This is a genomic window from Streptomyces sp. AC555_RSS877 (genome assembly GCF_019049245.1).
GTDB lineage: Bacteria > Actinomycetota > Actinomycetes > Streptomycetales > Streptomycetaceae > Streptomyces.
Genome location: NZ_JAGMUK010000079.1, coordinates 231,644 through 248,068 on the forward strand (window position 1 = coordinate 231,644; position 16,425 = coordinate 248,068).

At 72.2% G+C, this 16,425-nt stretch carries 15 protein-coding genes, 1 pseudogene and 1 riboswitch; of the genes and pseudogenes, 6 read left to right on the top strand and 10 right to left on the bottom strand.

The window, feature by feature from the left end; genetic code table 11:
• Positions 1-294 precede the first annotated feature (294 nt).
• From KUM49_RS32815 to KUM49_RS32835, 5 genes are all read right to left on the bottom strand, one after another.
• On the bottom strand, positions 295-1,119 hold the full coding sequence (locus KUM49_RS32815; protein ID WP_217240595.1) for an ECF transporter S component: 825 nt from the start codon (positions 1,117-1,119) through the stop codon (positions 295-297).
• Complete coding sequence (locus KUM49_RS32820) at positions 1,116-2,798, bottom strand: ABC transporter ATP-binding protein (RefSeq protein ID WP_217240596.1); 1,683 nt, start codon at positions 2,796-2,798, stop codon at positions 1,116-1,118. Before KUM49_RS32820 ends, KUM49_RS32815 begins: the two co-directional genes overlap by 4 nt.
• Positions 2,795-3,889, bottom strand: a complete 1,095-nt coding sequence (locus tag KUM49_RS32825; RefSeq protein WP_308406848.1) for an energy-coupling factor transporter transmembrane component T — start codon at positions 3,887-3,889, stop codon at positions 2,795-2,797. The genes KUM49_RS32820 and KUM49_RS32825 overlap by 4 nt, the downstream gene beginning before the upstream one ends.
• A gap of 151 nt (positions 3,890-4,040) precedes the next feature.
• Positions 4,041-4,679: an SCO2322 family protein gene (locus tag KUM49_RS32830; protein WP_217240598.1), complete on the bottom strand. Its 639-nt coding sequence runs from the start codon at positions 4,677-4,679 to the stop codon at positions 4,041-4,043.
• Positions 4,676-5,896, bottom strand: coding sequence for a prenyltransferase/squalene oxidase repeat-containing protein (locus tag KUM49_RS32835; RefSeq protein WP_217240599.1), 1,221 nt, complete (start codon positions 5,894-5,896; stop codon positions 4,676-4,678). Before KUM49_RS32835 ends, KUM49_RS32830 begins: the two co-directional genes overlap by 4 nt.
• 323 nt (positions 5,897-6,219) lie before the next feature.
• Here KUM49_RS32835 and KUM49_RS32840 point away from each other — a divergent pair, with 323 nt between their 5' ends.
• Positions 6,220-6,879 carry a phosphotransferase gene (locus KUM49_RS32840; protein ID WP_217240600.1) on the top strand — a complete coding sequence of 220 codons (660 nt, stop codon included), beginning with the start codon at positions 6,220-6,222 and terminating at the stop codon, positions 6,877-6,879.
• A gap of 219 nt (positions 6,880-7,098) precedes the next feature.
• Here KUM49_RS32840 and KUM49_RS32845 read toward each other — a convergent pair whose 3' ends face one another.
• From KUM49_RS32845 to KUM49_RS32855, 3 genes are all read right to left on the bottom strand, one after another.
• Positions 7,099-7,791 carry a hypothetical protein gene (locus tag KUM49_RS32845; RefSeq protein WP_217240601.1) on the bottom strand — a complete coding sequence of 231 codons (693 nt, stop codon included), beginning with the start codon at positions 7,789-7,791 and terminating at the stop codon, positions 7,099-7,101.
• A gap of 45 nt (positions 7,792-7,836) precedes the next feature.
• A complete protein-coding gene (locus tag KUM49_RS32850; RefSeq protein WP_217240602.1) occupies positions 7,837-8,298 on the bottom strand; it encodes a nuclear transport factor 2 family protein in 462 nt (153 codons plus the stop codon).
• 64 nt (positions 8,299-8,362) lie between these two features.
• Positions 8,363-9,388 (bottom strand): MBL fold metallo-hydrolase, encoded by a 1,026-nt coding sequence (locus tag KUM49_RS32855; RefSeq protein ID WP_217240603.1) that lies wholly within the window; start codon positions 9,386-9,388, stop codon positions 8,363-8,365.
• A gap of 171 nt (positions 9,389-9,559) precedes the next feature.
• Between KUM49_RS32855 and KUM49_RS32860 the strand changes: the two genes are divergently transcribed.
• Entirely contained in the window at positions 9,560-11,017 is a 1,458-nt protein-coding gene (locus KUM49_RS32860) for an aldehyde dehydrogenase (RefSeq protein WP_217240604.1), read from the top strand.
• Between the two features lie 6 nt (positions 11,018-11,023).
• Positions 11,024-11,257 (top strand): ferredoxin, encoded by a 234-nt coding sequence (locus KUM49_RS32865; RefSeq protein ID WP_217240605.1) that lies wholly within the window; start codon positions 11,024-11,026, stop codon positions 11,255-11,257.
• A gap of 56 nt (positions 11,258-11,313) precedes the next feature.
• Here the strand turns inward: KUM49_RS32865 and KUM49_RS32870 are convergent.
• Positions 11,314-11,736 (bottom strand): annotated as a pseudogene (locus KUM49_RS32870) (RNA-guided endonuclease TnpB family protein); the annotation flags it as partial.
• Positions 11,737-12,054: 318 nt separating this feature from the next.
• Positions 12,055-12,230, top strand: a riboswitch (TPP riboswitch).
• Positions 12,231-12,345: 115 nt separating this feature from the next.
• Positions 12,346-13,002, bottom strand: coding sequence for a TetR family transcriptional regulator (locus KUM49_RS32875; RefSeq protein WP_217240606.1), 657 nt, complete (start codon positions 13,000-13,002; stop codon positions 12,346-12,348).
• A 209-nt stretch (positions 13,003-13,211) separates the two neighbouring features.
• Here KUM49_RS32875 and KUM49_RS32880 point away from each other — a divergent pair, with 209 nt between their 5' ends.
• Genes KUM49_RS32880 through KUM49_RS32890 form a run of 3 tightly spaced genes read left to right on the top strand, consistent with a single transcriptional unit; the run spans position 13,212 to position 16,422 of the window.
• Positions 13,212-14,612: a glycosyltransferase family 4 protein gene (locus tag KUM49_RS32880; RefSeq protein WP_217240607.1), complete on the top strand. Its 1,401-nt coding sequence runs from the start codon at positions 13,212-13,214 to the stop codon at positions 14,610-14,612.
• Complete coding sequence (locus tag KUM49_RS32885) at positions 14,606-15,355, top strand: class I SAM-dependent methyltransferase (RefSeq protein ID WP_217240608.1); 750 nt, start codon at positions 14,606-14,608, stop codon at positions 15,353-15,355. Before KUM49_RS32880 ends, KUM49_RS32885 begins: the two co-directional genes overlap by 7 nt.
• Positions 15,352-16,422, top strand: coding sequence for a prenyltransferase/squalene oxidase repeat-containing protein (locus KUM49_RS32890; RefSeq protein ID WP_217240609.1), 1,071 nt, complete (start codon positions 15,352-15,354; stop codon positions 16,420-16,422). Before KUM49_RS32885 ends, KUM49_RS32890 begins: the two co-directional genes overlap by 4 nt.
• Positions 16,423-16,425: the final 3 nt, after the last annotated feature.

Genomic DNA, 16,425 nt, shown 5'->3' on the forward strand with positions numbered 1-16,425 from the left:
GCGGGCGGCGGTGGCATGCCGCGGCGCCGCGGCCCTGGGGGCACGTCGGCGCCGTGCGACGTCATCCAGAGAAACAGGCCGGGGCTGCGTCCGCAATGACCGCTTTTACTAGTTGTGGCCGCACGTAGGGGTTTGGTCCGCCATGTGACCTGGCTCTCGATGCGCAGGTCAGAGGCGCTGCGTGCGCGTACATGCCACGCGCACACGGCTACGGCCCGGCTTCGTAGGTGACCTGCGTCATGTGGGGTGCTTCACCGTGTGCCCGCCGCCGTGCCACGGCGAGCGCACGGCGGTTCACTCAGCGTGGGAGCCGAAAGTGACCGGTGTCTCGAAGGCCGCCCGGCGGGTGGCGCGGCGCAGGGCCCGGAGGATCGCCGGGCCGATCGTCACCGTCAGGGCGACCGTGACGAGCGCCCGGCCCCCGTCCCAGCCGAGCGACGTGGCCAGGCAGTACGCGACGAAGCGGGCCAGGTTGGCGGCGACCGCCCCGTCCGGCTGGAAGGCGATGTTCGAGGCGTTCTCCCTCATGAAGGTCCAGCCCGCGAGGTTGGTGATCGTGCCGTAGGCGAAGGCGGACAGGAAGCCGTAGACGGCGAGGAGCGCCAGTTCGGGGCGACCGCGCAGGCGGTCGGGGCCCGGCAGCAGGCCCGCGCCCATCGTGAACCAGCCCATCGCCAGCATCTGGAACGGCATCCACGGACCCACCCCGCCCGTGAGCAGCGCCGACGCGAACATCGTCACCGAGCCCAGCACGAAGCCGAAGCCAGGGCCGAGCACGCGACCGCTCAGCACCATCAGGAAGAACATCGGCTCGATGCCGGCCGTCCCGGCGCCGATGGGCCGCAGGGCCGCACCGGTCGCGGCCAGTACGCCGAGCATCGCCACCGCCTTCGGGCCGAGGCCGGACTCGGAGATCGTCGCCGCCAGGACGGCCACCAGGAGGAGCAGCAGTCCCGCGAAGAGCCACGGGGCATCCTGCGCGTGCGCGCCGGCCCGGGAGGCCGGCGGGGCGAGGAACGGCCAGCCCAGGGCGGCCACGCCGACCGCGCTCACGAGGACCAGGGCGGCGAGGGAACGAGGGCCCAGCCGGACGGCCTTGGCCTGGCGGGTGTCCGTCATGCCAGCGCCCGCCTCACCTGTGTGACCGTGAGCCACTTCTGCGGCGCGAGGATCTTCGTGACCTGCGGGGCGAAGGAGGGAGAGGCCACCACCACGTCCGCCGTCGGACCGTCCGCGATCACCTCGCCGTCGGCGAGGAGCACCACCCGGTGCACGAGCTCGGCGGCCAGTTCCACGTCGTGCGTCGCCAGGACGATCGCGTGCCCCTCGGCCGCCAGCCCGCGCAGCACGGCGACCAGGCGGGCCTTCGCCGCGTAGTCCAGGCCCCGGGTCGGCTCGTCGAGGAGCAGGAGGGGAGGGCGGGCCGTCAGGACCACGGCCAGCGCGAGGGCGAGCCGCTGGCCCTCGGAGAGGTCGCGGGGATGGGTGCCGTCGGTGACACCGGGAAGCAGCTCGGTGACCAGGGCCCGGCAGGTGCCCGGCGCCGCGCCGGCGTCCCGGTCGGCGGCCTCGCACTCGGCGGCGACCGTGTCGGCGTACAGCAGGTCGCGTGGCTCCTGCGGTACGAGACCCACGCGGCTGACCAGCTCGGGTGGCGCCGTGCGGTGCGGTACGACGTCGCCGACCCGCACCGATCCGGCGGCCGGCTCCACCAGGCCGACCAGCGCGGACAGCAGCGTCGACTTTCCGGCGCCGTTGCGGCCCATGAGCGCCACGGTCTCGCCGGGTGCGACGGTCAGGTCGACGTGACGCAGGGCCTGGACGCGGCCGCGGCGGACGGCGAGGGAGCGGACTTCGGCCGGAGGCGCGGCAGTCGGGGCGGGGGCGGGCCTCTTGCGGAGGCGCCAACGGGACGACGCGAGGGGAGCGGCGGGTTCGGGCGGCGCCGGGGGGACGGACGGTGTGTCCCGGGTCCCGTCGCGTCCGGTCAGCCGCTCCCGCAGGCCGCCCGCCCGTCGCCGCGCGTCCCGGACCGTCAGCGGCAGCGGGGACCAGTCCGCGAGCCGGCCCAGGTCCACCACCGGCGGGTACACCGGCGATACGGCCATGATCTCCGCGGGGGTGCCCAGGACGGGGGCCGAGCCGGGGGCGGGGAGGAGGGCGACCTGGTCGGCGTACTGGACGACGCGCTCCAGGCGGTGCTCGGCCATGAGAACCGTCGTCCCGAGGTCGTGGACCAGGCGCTGGAGGACCGCGAGGACCTCCTCCGCGGCGGCCGGGTCGAGCGCGGAGGTCGGCTCGTCGAGGACGAGGACCCTCGGGTGCGGGGTGAGGACCGAGCCGATCGCGACCCGCTGCTGCTGGCCGCCCGAGAGGGTGGCGATGGGGCGGTCGCGCAGGTCGGCCAGGCCGAGAAGGTCGAGGGTCTCCTCCACGCGGCGGCGCATCACATCCGGGGCGAGGCCCAACGACTCCATGCCGTAGGCGAGTTCGTCCTCGACGGTGTCCGTCACGAAGTGGGAGAGCGGGTCCTGGCCCACCGTGCCGACCACGTCGGCGAGTTCCCGCGGCTTGTGCGTGCGGGTGTCCCGGCCCGCCACCGTGACCCTTCCGCGCAGGGTGCCGCCGGTGAAATGCGGCACGAGACCGCTGACCGCGCCCAGCACGGTGGACTTGCCCACTCCCGACGGCCCCACCAGCAGGACCAGTTCCCCCTCCGGCACCTCGAAGTCCACGCGCTGGACGGTGGGTTCGGCGGCGCCGTCGTACGTCACGGAGACGTTCTCGAAGCGGATCACGACGGGTCCTTGGGGTCGGGGGCGGCGAACGCCGGGAGCAGGCCGAGGAGTACGGCCGCCGCGGGCCACAGGGGCAGGGTGGGGGCGACGAGGGGGATCACGCCCGGGTTCAGGGCCTCGGGGCCGTGGACGGAGGCCAGCACGAACAGCGCGGCCACCGCCACACCGGAGCCGGTGACCAGCCAGGCGCGCACATTCCAGCGGTCCGGGCGGTAACGGGTGCGCAGCGAACGCCGGCCGCCCAGGCGGAGGCCCGCGAGGGCGGCGGCCAGTCCGAGGAGGAGGACGGGAAGCCCGTACGCGCCGCCCTCGGCGGTCAGCAGCCCGTACGTTCCCGCGCAGACGCCGAGCAGACCGCCGAGGGTGAGGGCGGTGGTCGTACGGCGGACGGGGGCGGGGACGTCGGCGGTACGGCCGTAGCCGCGGGCGTCCATCGCGGCGGCGAGGGCGACGGAGCGTTCGAGTGCGCCCTCCAGGACCGGGAGCGCGACCTGGAGAAGACCCCGTACGCCCTTGTCGGGGCGGCCGCGCAGACGGCGGGCGGCGCGCAGGCGCTGGACGTCGAGGATCAGGTTCGGGGCGAAGGTGAGGGCCACGACCACGGCCACGCCCATCTCGTACAGGGCGCCAGGGAGGGACTTGAGGAGACGGGCCGGGTTGGCGAGGGCGTTCGCGGCGCCGACGCAGATGAGGAGGGTGGCCAGGTGCAGGCCGTCGTAGAAGGCGAAGAGGAGACCTTCGGCGGTGACCTTGCCGCCCAGGCGGATGCCCTGCGCCCGGTCGGGGAGGGGGACTTCGGGGAGGGAGGCGATCACGTGCGTGCCGGGGACGGGCGAGCCGAGCGCTGTCGCGAAGACGAGGCGGATGAGGATGACGGCCAGGGCGAGTTTGACGAAGGCGGTGTAGGAGCGGGCGGTGGGGGTGTCGGGGCGGCGGGCGGCCACGACGTAGGCGGAGGTGGCGATGAGGAGGGCGAGGAGGAGGGGGTTGGTGGTGCGGGTGGCGGCGGTGCCGAGGCCGAGGGACCAGAGCCACCAGGCGCCGGGGTGCAGGGCTGCGCGGGGCCGTCGCCGGGGGGTGGGGACGCTCACCGGCGCCTGCCGGGTGCCGCTGCGCCCACCCTCCCCCACCCTCGACGTCGCTCGAGCGGGAGGACTCCCGTCGCCCCAGCGCCACGCCTGCCCGGAGCTGCGAAGGAGGCGGAGGGCTGCGGGTGGTTGTGCGGGGGTGCCGCCGGGCACGCTAGGCATGCTTGCGCCGCCTTGCCTGCCACACCGCCGCCGCGCCCAGTGCTGCCACGGCCGCGGCGCCGGCGAACAGGCCGAGTGACGGGCCGTGGTCCTCGGTGTCCTTCTTCGGCGCGGCCGTCGGTTGCCGACGCCCCACCGGCTCGCCGCAGCCCGTCTGCGGGTAGCCCGAGATCGCGCACAGCAGGGCGTTGGTGTTGTACCGCAGGGGTTTGGCGACGGCGGCCAGGGCCTCGGCCGTCGTCGCGTCGGGAGCGGTCACCGCGCAGGCCGTACGGGCCGCCGGCGGGGTCTCGCCGGTCGGGGCGTCCGTCGTCGTACCGAAGTCGATGACGAGGGCCACGCGCTTCCTGCCGTCCTGCGCCGGCGTCTTCGCGCAGATCGTCGTGAAGTCGGCCGTGCCGCGCGGCTTGGTCGCGTCGCCGGAGTCCTCGCTGACCGCGAAACGGAAACCCTGGACGTCACCGTCGGAGGGCCGGGTGGTCGAGGGGCCCTGGGTGGCGTACGTCCACTGGTTGCCGTCACGTTCCCAGAAGGACCAGTAGCGGTAGCCGGCGGCCTGGGCCGGGCCCGCGTTCCCGAGAAGCAGGGACGCGACCAGGACCACGAGGGCCGCGGCACAACGGCGGGTCACGGCTGCTGCCTCTTCCTGCGGCTGCTCAGCAGGAACCCGACGCCCGCTCCGGCGGCGAGGCCGGCGCCGACCATCCACCAGACGTCGCCGGAGCCGCTGCCGGAGTCGTCCTTGCCGTCGGCCTCGCTCTTGGCGGTCGCCGGCTCGGGAGCCGGCCCCGTCGCGTTGAGCTGCTTCACCAGGTCCGCCCCGCCGAAGTCGCGCGGGTCCGTGCCGGTCGCGTGGGCCGCGAAGATCAACTGGGCGTAGGCGGCGGGACCGCTCTGCGCCGCCCAGCTATCGGAGTTCTTCTCCAGCCACTCCAGCGACTTCTTCGCCTCCGCGGTCTGCCCCTGCGCGGCGAGGGCGACGACGGCGTCCGCGGTGTTGCCGTAGTCGGGCTGGTCGGTGGAGCCGGGGAGGGCGGAGGTGAGGTGGCCGTCCTTGGCGAGGGCCTCGGTGAGGTAGGCGGCGCCGTTGGCGGCGGCCTGCTGCGGGGACGGATAGCCGGAGTCCGCGCAGGTGGCGGCCTCCGCCTGCTTGGCGGGCTCGACCACGAGTCCCTGGCCGAGGGCACCGACGACACCGGCCGCGGTGGCGTCCGCGTTCGCGGCCAGTTCGCCCTTCTTGTCGGGCTGGAAGGCGAAGGCACCGGCGTCGGAGCCCTCGCACGACAGGGCGAGCTTCACCAGGGCGTCGTACGGCCCCTGTTCACCCTTGCGCACGTCCTGCGGCTTCTCTCCCGCGGCGGTCAGCGCACCGACGACGACGGACGTCGAGTTGGTGTCGCTGGCGCCGCCCGGGGTGTAGCCCCAGCCGCCGTCCTTGTTCTGCACGGACTTGAGCCAGGCGATGGCCTTGCCGGTGACGGCGTCGTGGCCGCCGAGCGCGGCGAGGGCCTGGACGGCGGCGGCGGTGTTGTTGGTGTCGACCATGAGCTTCGGGTCGCAGGCCGTGGCGGGGTCGGCGCGGTAGGGGGCGAAGGCGCCGTTCGCGCACTGCTGCCCGGTCAGCCAGCCGACGGACTTCGCGGCGGGCTTCACCCCCACCGTGTGCTGGGCGAGCAGGGCGAGGGACTGGCGCCAGACACCGTCGTACGTCGGGTCCGTGCCTCCGTAGAGCGCGGCGGGCAACGCCTGCGACGTGGAGGGGGACGGGTCGGCGGCGACGGCGGGCACGGCGGCACCGATCACGGCGGTGGCGGCGGCCAGTACCGCGGCGCTGCGGCGGACGTTCATGATCGGCGGGTGCCTCTCCCTGATGGGGAGCCGGGCAGCAGGGGACACCCCGGCGGCTCGGCTCCGTATACCTCGACGGTGCCGCACACCGGCCGGTTGCCGGTGCACGTGAGCCGGTCACGACCGTCCGGGGCAGTCCGGCTCACCGCCTTCTACGGACGGTTCACGATGGGGGTCCCTCCCAGGCCCTTAAGGCACTGGGGGAGGGGCAGCGCCGGAATTGCACCGGCTTCCCCCCGTACGGGTGTGATACGACCCGGCCACTCTACCGGTGCGTAACGAAGCCCCTGAGGGCAGCCTGTGCGCCCGGGTAGGTTCGGCCCATGCAGCCGACGGGGAGACTGCTCGGCTCCGGCCGGGCCAACGACGTGTACGAGATCGACGAGGCGTGGGTGGTGCGCCGCGACCGGCAGGGGCACGGGGACGCGGCCGCCGAGGGCGAGGTGATGGAGTACGTGCGCGGCCACGGCTACCCGGTGCCGCGCGTCCGCCCGGCCGACTCCACCCGCACCGACCTGGTGCTGGAGCGGCTGTACGGCCCGACCATGCTGGAGGCGGTCCTGACCGGCTCCCTGGCCCTCGACGAGGCGGGCACCACCCTCGCCCGGCTGCTGCGCGACCTGCACGCGATCCCGCCCCGCCGCTCCTCGGGCCGCGTCCTCCACCTCGACCTCCACCCGGACAACGTCGTCCTCACCGCCGACGGTCCCCGGGTCATCGACTGGTCCAACACGGAGGAGGGCGACCCGGGCCTGGACTGGGGCGTCTCCGCGATGATCCTCGCCCAGGTCGCCGTCGGCGACGAAGCGCTCGCCGAGCCCGCCCGCACGATACTGACCGCCCTGCTCACCGACCCGTCCCACCTCACCGAGGCGGGCCTGACCGAGGCCCGGAGGCGACGCGCGGACAACCCGACGATGAGCCGCCGGGAGGTCGAACTGCTCGGCGCGGCAACGGACTTGATCCGCTCGGTCGTGTCCTAGGGCCTGTCCGGCGGATCATGCCGCAGACGCGGGGCCTGGCACGCCGATCTGCCGCGTTGTCGTCGGTTGCCGACTCCCCCACTCTCGACTTCGCTCGAGCGGGGGGACCCCCATCGCGTCGACGCCCTCCTCCGCCTTGCAGCTCGACGCACCAGGCCCCGCTCACCTGCGTCGACGAGGCGCCGCGCATGTCCTGCGACCTGATCCGCCGGACAGGCCCTAGTCGCCGGACAGTCCCGTCGCGTCCAGCACGTCCTTCTCGGCCGGAGGCCGCACACCCAGGGGCTCGTCGAAGGCGCTGAACGCGGTGGTGCTGCGGTAGTCGGTGCCTTTGTAGACGACCTGGAGGAGGTGGGGCTTGCCCTGGGTGGCGACGTAGAACGTGTAGGTGCCGCCCTTGTCCGCCTCGTCGGTCACGACCAGCGTGATCGCCGGCCTGCCCGCGACCTCGGTCGGTTCGCCCTTCGTCGCTTCGCCGAAGGAGGAGAACGGCCGGGTGCAGTCGGAGAGTCCGGCTTCCTCCGATCCCGACGCCGTCTCCTTGGCCGGGGACTTGACCCAGCGCTCCTGTTCCCCCGTGCCGGCCACATCCTTGCCCGCCCGCTCCAGGTAGGCGCGGTTCGGCCGGACGTAGTCCGCGCCGCCGATCCGGATCTGCTCGAGGCGGGCACCGTCGGTCCAGGTCCGACTGGACCGGCACGTGTCCTCGAGGTCGGTCGTCAGCCGGCTGGTGAAGCCTTTGCCGGTGGCCACGGTGGTGGTCTTGGCGACCACGGTCACCGACCTGAGCGCCGTCATCGTGTCGTTCGCGTCCTCCAGCAGCCGCTCGGCGGACGGCTCTTTGGCGGAGGAACCTCCTGAGCAGCCGGCCGTCGCGCCCGCGGCCGTCACACAAGCCAGCGCAACCGTCATCACGGTCAGCGTTCTTCGCACAATTCCCCCCTGATCAAGACCGGCTCAGGTTATCGAACTCATGCGCGGGGTGGGTCCGCCGAAGGGGAGGTGGAGGACGCGGGCGGCGAGCAGCCAGGTGCCGTCGGGGCGGCGGTGGAAGGAGTCCTCGTAGTGGCCGACCTGGACCGGCGGGCCGGACGGGACGGGATCCGTACGGCCGTCGTGGCCGTCGACGCGGTACGTCGTGAAGTACGAGGTCGCCGTCGCCGTGTCCGGGGAGCCGACCGTGACGAGGATGTTGGACATCAGGCGGCGGGAGAGACGGTCTGCGGGGCGGGCGGCGAAGTACCGGCGCAGGGCGTCCCGGCCCTTGACCGGGCGGTCGCCGGCCGGCCACTGCCAGCTGCCGTCCTCGGTGAACAGCTCGGCGACGGAGCCCGGTTCGCCGAGGTCGAGCCGCCGGACGAAGTCGATGACCAGGCGCTCGCAGGCGCGCTCGGCGAGGAGACGGTCGAGGGGGTCCATGGGGTCGTTGGTATCAATGGCCACCTAGGTGGCGCGACCGTTTTACACGGCCAGGAGGTCACCTTTACACGACCAGGTAGGTCACCGGCTCGCTCCCCGCCACCGCCTCCGCCCGCCCCAGTTTCACCAGCCGCCGCAGATGGGCCTCCGCCTCCGAGACGGCGATGTTCCGCGAGCCGTACGGGATCTGGGCCCAGGGACGGTTCCACTCCATGCGCTCGGCGAGCTGCCAGGGGGTCAGAGGCTCGGCCAGGAGGGCGAGCAGGCCGGTGAGGCGGTCCTCGTGGTGGGTGAGCAACTCCCGTACGCGGGAAGCCGCGTCGGTGAACGCGTGCTGGTGGGCGGGAAGCACCTCGGCCGGGGCGAGGCGGCCGACACGTTCCAGGGAGTCGAGGTAGTCGCCGAGGGGGTCGGTGACGGTGGTGTCGTCGGGATCCTCGTACAGGCCGATGTGCGGGGTGATCTCGGGGAGCAGGTGGTCGCCGGAGAACAGGCGTCCGTGGCCCGGGAGTCGGGCGGGGTGCTCCTCCTCAAGGTGCAGGCAGACGTGGCCGGGGGTGTGGCCCGGCGTCCAGATCGCGCGCAGCCGGCGGCCGGGGAGGGCGAGGAGTTCGCCGGGGACGATCTCACGGTCGGGCAGGACGGGGGCCAGGCCGGGGACGGAGCGGGGCCAGGCGGTGCGCATAGGCGCCAGGTGTTCCTCGGGGGCGCCGGCGGCTTCGAGTTTGGCGGTCATGTAGGTGAGCCAGCGTTCGGGGCGGGTGGAGCGGGTCCGCCGGACGATCGCGCCGTCCGCCTCGTGCATCGCGATCCACGCGCCGGACGCCTCCCGCACCCGGCCGGACAGGCCGTGGTGGTCGGGATGGTGGTGGGTGATCACCACACCGTGGATCTCGGCGGGGGAGGTGCCGCAGGCGGTCAGTCCCTCGGCGAGGGTGTCCCAGGAGGCCGGGTCGTCCCAGCCGGTGTCGATCAGTACCGGTCCGCGGTCGGTGTCGACGACGTACACGAGGGTGTGGCCGAGGGGGTTGTCCGGGATGGGGACCTTGAGGGAGCGGACGCCGCCGCCGTGGTCGTACACCTGCGTCATGGGGTCCCCAATCGCCGTGTCCGGTCACTATAACTAGAGCGCGTTTCGATGGGAGCCCCGGTCGACCTTCTCGTCGACGTCCCGCCCGTGGACTCCTCCGGGGGGAACTGGTATCAGTGGCCCTATCTGATGAACCGTCAGAGAAGCAGTCGCTCCGGGGAGGCAGTCGCCATGACCGAGCTCGTGGAACACGGACAGCTGTTCATCGGCGGGGAGTTGACCGACCCCCTGGGCAAGGACGTCATCGAGGTCGTCTCGCCGCACACCGAGGAGGTCATCGGGCGGGTGCCGCACGCCTCGACGGCGGACGTGGACCGGGCCGTCGCCGCCGCGCGGAAGGCGTTCGACGAGGGGCCCTGGCCGCACACGACCCTCGACGAGCGGATCGAGGTGGTCGGGCGGATCAAGGACGCGATCGCCGTACGGCACGAGGAGATCGCCCGCGTGATCTCCTCCGAGAACGGGTCGCCGTACTCCTGGAGCGTCCTCGCGCAGGCCCTCGGCGCGATGATGGTGTGGGACTCGGCGATCACGGTCGCGCGGAACTTCACCTACGAGGAGACGCGCGACGGCGTCCTCGGCCGCATCCTCGTGCGGCGCGAGCCGGTCGGGGTCGTCGCCGCCGTGGCCCCCTGGAACGTGCCGCAGTTCGTGGCCGCCGCCAAACTCGCGCCCGCGCTGCTCACCGGCTGCACGGTGGTGCTGAAGCCGTCACCGGAGTCGCCCCTCGACGCGTACATCCTCGCCGACATCGCACGCGAGGCCGGACTGCCGGAGGGCGTCCTGTCCATCCTCCCGGCGGACCGCGAGGTCAGCGAGTACCTGGTCGGACACCCCGGTGTCGACAAGGTCTCCTTCACCGGCTCGGTGGCGGCCGGCAGGCGTGTGATGGAGGTCGCCGCGCGCAACCTCACGCGCGTGACACTGGAGCTGGGCGGCAAGTCGGCGGCGGTGGTCCTGCCGGACGCCGACGTCCAGACGGCGGTCGCGGGGATCGTCCCGGCGGCCTGGATGAACAACGGGCAGGCGTGCGTGGCCCAGACCCGCATCCTGCTGCCGCGGGCGCGCTACGACGAGTTCGCCGAGGCCTTCACGGCGGCGGCGGGCGCGCTGGTGGTCGGCGACCCGCTGGACCCGGCGACCCAGGTGGGCCCGCTGGTGGCGAGGCGGCAGCAGCAGCGCAACCTCGACTACATCCGCATCGGCCAGGAGGAGGGCGCGAAGATCCTCACCGGCGGCGGGCGCCCGCCCGGACTGGACCGCGGCTGGTACGTCGAGCCGACCCTCTTCGGCGACGTCGACAACTCCATGCGGATCGCCCGCGAGGAGATCTTCGGCCCGGTCATCTGCCTGCTCCCGTACGGCGACGAGTCCGAGGCCGTGAAGATCGCGAACGACTCCGACTACGGGCTCAGCGGCAGCGTGTGGACGGCCGACGTCGCCCGCGGCGTCGAGGTCGCCCGCCAGGTCCGCACCGGCACGTACTCGGTGAACACCTTCAGCCTCGACATGCTCGGCCCGTTCGGCGGCTACAAGAACTCCGGACTGGGGCGGGAGTTCGGGCCGGAGGGCTACGGCGAGTACCTCGAGCACAAGATGATCCACCTGCCGGCGGGCTGGGAGGGCTGAGAGACCATGGGCGACCGCTGGCAGATAGAGGTCGACCGCTCCCTGTGCATCGGCTCGGCCCAGTGCCTCCACCACGCCCCGGACGGCTTCCGCCTCGACACGGGCCGCCAGTCCCACCCCGTCGCCCCCGAGACCGACGCCAACGAGAAGATCCTCGCGGCGGCGGAGAGCTGCCCGGTCGAAGCGATCATGATCACGCTGCTGGGGAGCGGGGAGCCGGTGTTCCCTCCGGAGGATTGACTTGCTCCTCGGGCTGAACCCCGAGGATTCTGGTCTTCTCGTCCGTTGCTGTGCCGCTACGCGGCACAGGTTTCGGGCGGGAATCCGCGGCTTCCTGTTTCTTCGCGCTGTGCCGGGACGAGTCCTGGTCTTACCGGCGCTCCGCAGGCTGATACCGCCAGTCCGGCGGCCGTCTTGACGTTGATCGCGGCGTTGTGGTCCCGGTCGTGGAGGGTGCCACAGGCGGTGCAGGTCCATTCCCGGACCTTCAGGGGTTTGGGGCCGTCTTTGATACCGCAGGCCGAGCAGGTCTGGGAGGTCGGCTCGAACCGGCCGATCTTGACCAGGGTCCGGCCGTACCGGGCGGCCTTGTACTCCAGCATGTCCACGAACGCCGACCATCCGGCATCGTGAACACTCTTGGCCAGCCTGGTGCGCGCGAGTCCTTTGACCGCCAGATCTTCCACGCCGATCGCTTGGTTGTCGCGGATCAGCTTGGTGGGTGCACGGGCCACTGCTCGGTGTTCGCCGAGGTGCGGACCTGCGCGAAGCCGGACCGGAAGGCCGTCGCAGCACTCGTTGCCAACCTGAGGGCCGCGGGGGGAACGAGCTGATGCGGAACGCGGATCCCGAACGGCGGGCTGGACGCGGGAGAAGGAGAGCTGGTCCCTCAGGCGTTCAGCGGCCTGTATCTCTCCGGCCTCGGGCGGGACTGCGGTGCGGCCTCCGCGACTCCGTCTCCTTGAGAGGGCCGCATAAAAAATCATGATTCAGGGGGTTTTGTCCCCGAAGAAAAGTTCTATTCTGGAAGAGGCCTACGGGACGAGTGAGGGAGTTCGACCGGAGTAGCCGACTGTGGCGAGACGCTTCGGCATCCGCCGTTGCCGACGTCGACGGTCGGGCTGAGAGGCCGGAAGGCAGTAGTCGGGCCGGAAGGCGACCCCCAGCACCTGATCCGGGTAATACCGGCGAAGGGAACCCGTCTCGTAGGTTCTTGGCGTGCGTAGGGCCTGTCCGGCGGATCAGGTCGCAGGACACCCGCGGCGCCTCATCGACGCAGATCGGCGTGCCAGGCCCCGCGTCTGCGGCATGATCCGCCGGACAGGCCCCTAGAGCCGGCTGTCGTTGGCCGGGTCCGTCAGGTCGATCAGTCGGCACACCGTCTCGATGTCGATCTTCACCTGGGCGATGGAGGCACGCCCCGACAGCCAGGTGATCAGGGCCGAGTGCCAGGTATGCTCGATGACCCGGACCGCGGACAACTGCTCCGGCGTCGGATTCTCCAGACCCATCGCGTCCAGGACGATCACCGTGGTCTGCCGGGAGACCTGGTCGACCTCCGGGCTCACACTGCGGTCCGCGAACGTGAGCGCGCGGACCATCGCGTCCGCCAGATGCGGCTCACGCTGCAGCGCCCGGAAGGCCCGCATCAGCGTCTCCGCCACCCGCTCCGCCGCCGTCTCGCCCGTCGGCGGCTTCTTCCGCAGCGTGCCGTGCATGTGCTCCAACTGGTCCTGCATGGTGGCGACCAGCAGATGGACCTTGGACGGGAAGTAGCGGTACAGCGTGCCCAGCGCCACCTGCGAGGACTCCGCGACCTCCCGCATCTGCACCGCGTCGAAACCGCCCCGGCTGGCCAACTGCGCGCTCGCGTGCAGGATGCGCCGCCGACGCGCCTCCTGCCGTTCGGTGAGCGGCGCAGAGTCGGACCGCGCGGTACTGGCATCCACCTTGGCCATCTGGTTCACCTTGGCTTCCGCAGGCATGGGTCCCGCTCCGTGACAGTCGGTGAGGGCGAGTGATCGCACAGCATGCCAGGGGCGCCGGTCGTGGCGTGAATCACCTGATCCACCGCTCACTGTGCCCCTACCTGCCGGTAGATTCAGAGCCTCTTGAACGATCAAGTCTGAAACTTGTTCTAGATTAGCGTCCCGGCGTAATCTCGCGGGACAGTGCAGGCAGAAGGGGGCCCAGAGTGACCGCTGAGGCCAGTCAGGCGGGGCCTTCCGAAGGACCCGGCACCGACGGCGAGCGACCGCTCCGCATCGCACTCCTCACATACAAAGGGAACCCGTTCTGCGGGGGACAAGGCGTCTACGTACGGCACCTCGCGCGCGAGCTGGCCCGCCTCGGCCACACCGTCGAGGTCATCGGCTCCCAGCCCTACCCGGTCCTCGACGAGGGCCACGACGACCGCCTGAGCCTCACCGAGCTGCCCAGTCTCGACCTCTACCGGCATCCCGATCCCTTCCGCACCCCGAAGCGCGGCGAGTACCGCGACTGGATCGACGCGCTCGAAGTCGCCACTATGTGGACCGGCGGCTTCCCCGAGCCGCTCACCTTCTCGCTGCGCGCCCGCCGCCATCTGCGCGCCCGGCGCGGCGAGTTCGACGTCGTCCACGACAACCAGACGCTCGGCTACGGCCTGTTGGGCGACGTCGGCGCCCCGCTGGTCACCACGATCCACCACCCCATCACCGTGGACCGTCGGCTGGAGCTGGACGCGGCGGAGGGCCTGCGGCGCAAGTACTCCATACGCCGCTGGTACGGCTTCACGCGCATGCAGAGGCGCGTGGCCCGCCGCCTGCCTTCCGTGCTCACCGTCTCCGGCACCTCCCGCCAGGAGATCGCCGACCATCTCGGCGTACGCGACGACCGCATCCACGTCGTCCACATCGGCGCCGACACCGACCTGTTCGCCCCGGACCCCTCGGTGCCCGTCGTGCCGGGCCGGATCGTGACGACGTCCAGCGCCGACGTGCCGCTCAAGGGCCTCGTCTTCCTCGTCGAGGCGCTGGCGAAGGTACGCACCGAGCGCCCCGACGCCCACCTCGTCGTCGTCGGCAAGCGGCCCGCGGAGGGCCCCGTCGCCCAGGTGATCGAGCGGTACGGCCTCGAAGGCGCCGTCGAGTTCGTCAAGGGCATCTCGGACGCCGAACTCGTCGACCTGGTGCGCTCGGCGGAGGTCGCGTGCGTCCCGTCGCTGTACGAGGGCTTCTCCCTGCCGGCCGCGGAAGCCATGGCCACCGGAACACCGCTGCTGGCCACGACCGGCGGCGCGATCCCCGAGGTCGCCGGCCCGGACGGCGAGACCTGCCTCGCGGTACCGCCGGGAGACTCCGGCGCGTTGGCGGCGGGCCTGAGCCGTCTGCTGGCCGACCCGGAGCTACGAGCACGACTGGGCGCGGCCGGCCGTGAGCGCGTACTGGCCCGCTTCACCTGGGCCCGCGCCGCCCAGGGCACGGTCGCCCGCTACCGGGAGGCCATGGCCCGCTCCGCGGCCGAGGCCGCCCCCGCGGTCCCCGCCCCGAGCCGCCCCGCGGCCCCCGAAGTTGCCGACGTTGTATCCGATCGCGAAAGCAGGGCCACGTGCTGACCGTCGACTTCTCCCGGTTCCCGCTCGCCCCGGGCGACCGAGTCCTGGACCTCGGCTGCGGCGCTGGCCGGCACGCGTTCGAGTGCTACCGGCGCGGCGCCCAGGTCGTGGCGCTCGACCAGAACGCCGAGGAGATCCGCGAGGTCGCCAAGTGGTTCGCGGCGATGAAGGAGGCGGGGGAGGCCCCGGAGGGCGCCACCGCGACGGCCATGGAGGGTGACGCCCTCGCGCTGCCCTTCCCCGACGAGTCCTTCGACGTCGTCATCATCTCCGAGGTGATGGAGCACATCCCCGACGACAAGGGTGTACTCGCCGAGATGGTGCGGGTGTTGCGGCCCGGCGGCCGGATCGCCGTCACCGTCCCGCGCTACGGCCCCGAGAAGGTCTGCTGGACGCTGTCCGACGCCTACCACGAGGTCGAGGGCGGCCACATCCGCATCTACAAGGCGGACGAGCTGCTGGCGAAGATCCGCGAGGCGGGCCTCAAGCCGTACGGCTCCCACCACGCCCACGCACTGCACTCGCCGTACTGGTGGCTGAAGTGCGCGTTCGGCGTCGACAACGACAAGGCGCTGCCGGTGCGGGCGTACCACAAGCTGCTGGTCTGGGACATCATGAAGAAGCCGCTCGCGACCCGGGTCGCCGAGCAGGCGCTGAACCCGCTGATCGGCAAGAGCTTCGTGGCGTACGCGACCAAGCCCCACCTGCCGCGTCTCGCCGGGACCGAGGTGGCCGCCAAGTGACCACCCCCCGGACAGAACACCTCGTCCTGCCCGGGGTCCTCACCGCCGAGGAGGCCGCCGCGACCGTCGCCGGCATCCTCGCCGTGCAGCGGGAGGACGGGGCGATCCCGTGGTTCCGGGGACACCACCTGGACCCGTGGGACCACACCGAGGCCGCGATGGCCCTGGACGCGGCGGGCGAACACGAGGCCGCCGAGCGGGCGTACACGTGGCTGGCGCGACACCAGAACGAGGACGGCTCCTGGTACGCGGCGTACGCCGACGGGGCCCACGACGACGTCACCGACAAGGGCCGGGAGACGAACTTCGTCGCCTACATAGCCGTGGGCATCTGGCACCACTACCTGTCCACCGGCGACGACATGTTCCTCGACCGCATGTGGCCGACGGTCTACGCGGCCATCGAGTTCGTCCTGCAACTCCAGCAGCCGGGCGGGCAGATCGGCTGGAAGCGCGAGGACGACGGCACGCAGACCGCGGACGCGCTGCTGACCGGTTCATCCTCGATCCACCACGCGCTGCGGTGTGCGCTCGCCATCGCCGAGCAGCGCGAAGAGCCGCAGCCGGACTGGGAGTTGGCGGTCGGTGCGCTGCGGCACGCGATCCGCCGCCACCCGGAGCGGTTCCTCGACAAGGACCGCTACTCGATGGACTGGTACTACCCGGTGCTGGGCGGCGCGCTCACCGACGCGGAGGCCAAGTCCCGCCTGGAGGCGGACTGGGAGCGCTTCGTCGTCCCCGGCCTCGGGGTGCGCTGTGTCGTGCCCAACCCGTGGGTCACGGGCGGTGAGTCGGCCGAACTCGCCATCGCCCTGTGGGTGATGGGCGAGTCCGACCGCGCGCTGGAGATCCTCCAGTGGATCCAGCACCTGCGGGACCCGGAGTCCGGCCTGTACTGGACGGGTTTCGTCTTCGAGGACAAGGCCGTCTGGCCGCGGGAACTGACCACGTGGACGGCCGGCTCCCTGCTCCTCGCGGTCGCCGCGCTGGGCGGCGACGAGGCGACCTGCTCGGTCTTCAGCGGCGACCGCCTGCCGAGGGGCCTGGACCCGGACTGCTGCGACTGAGCA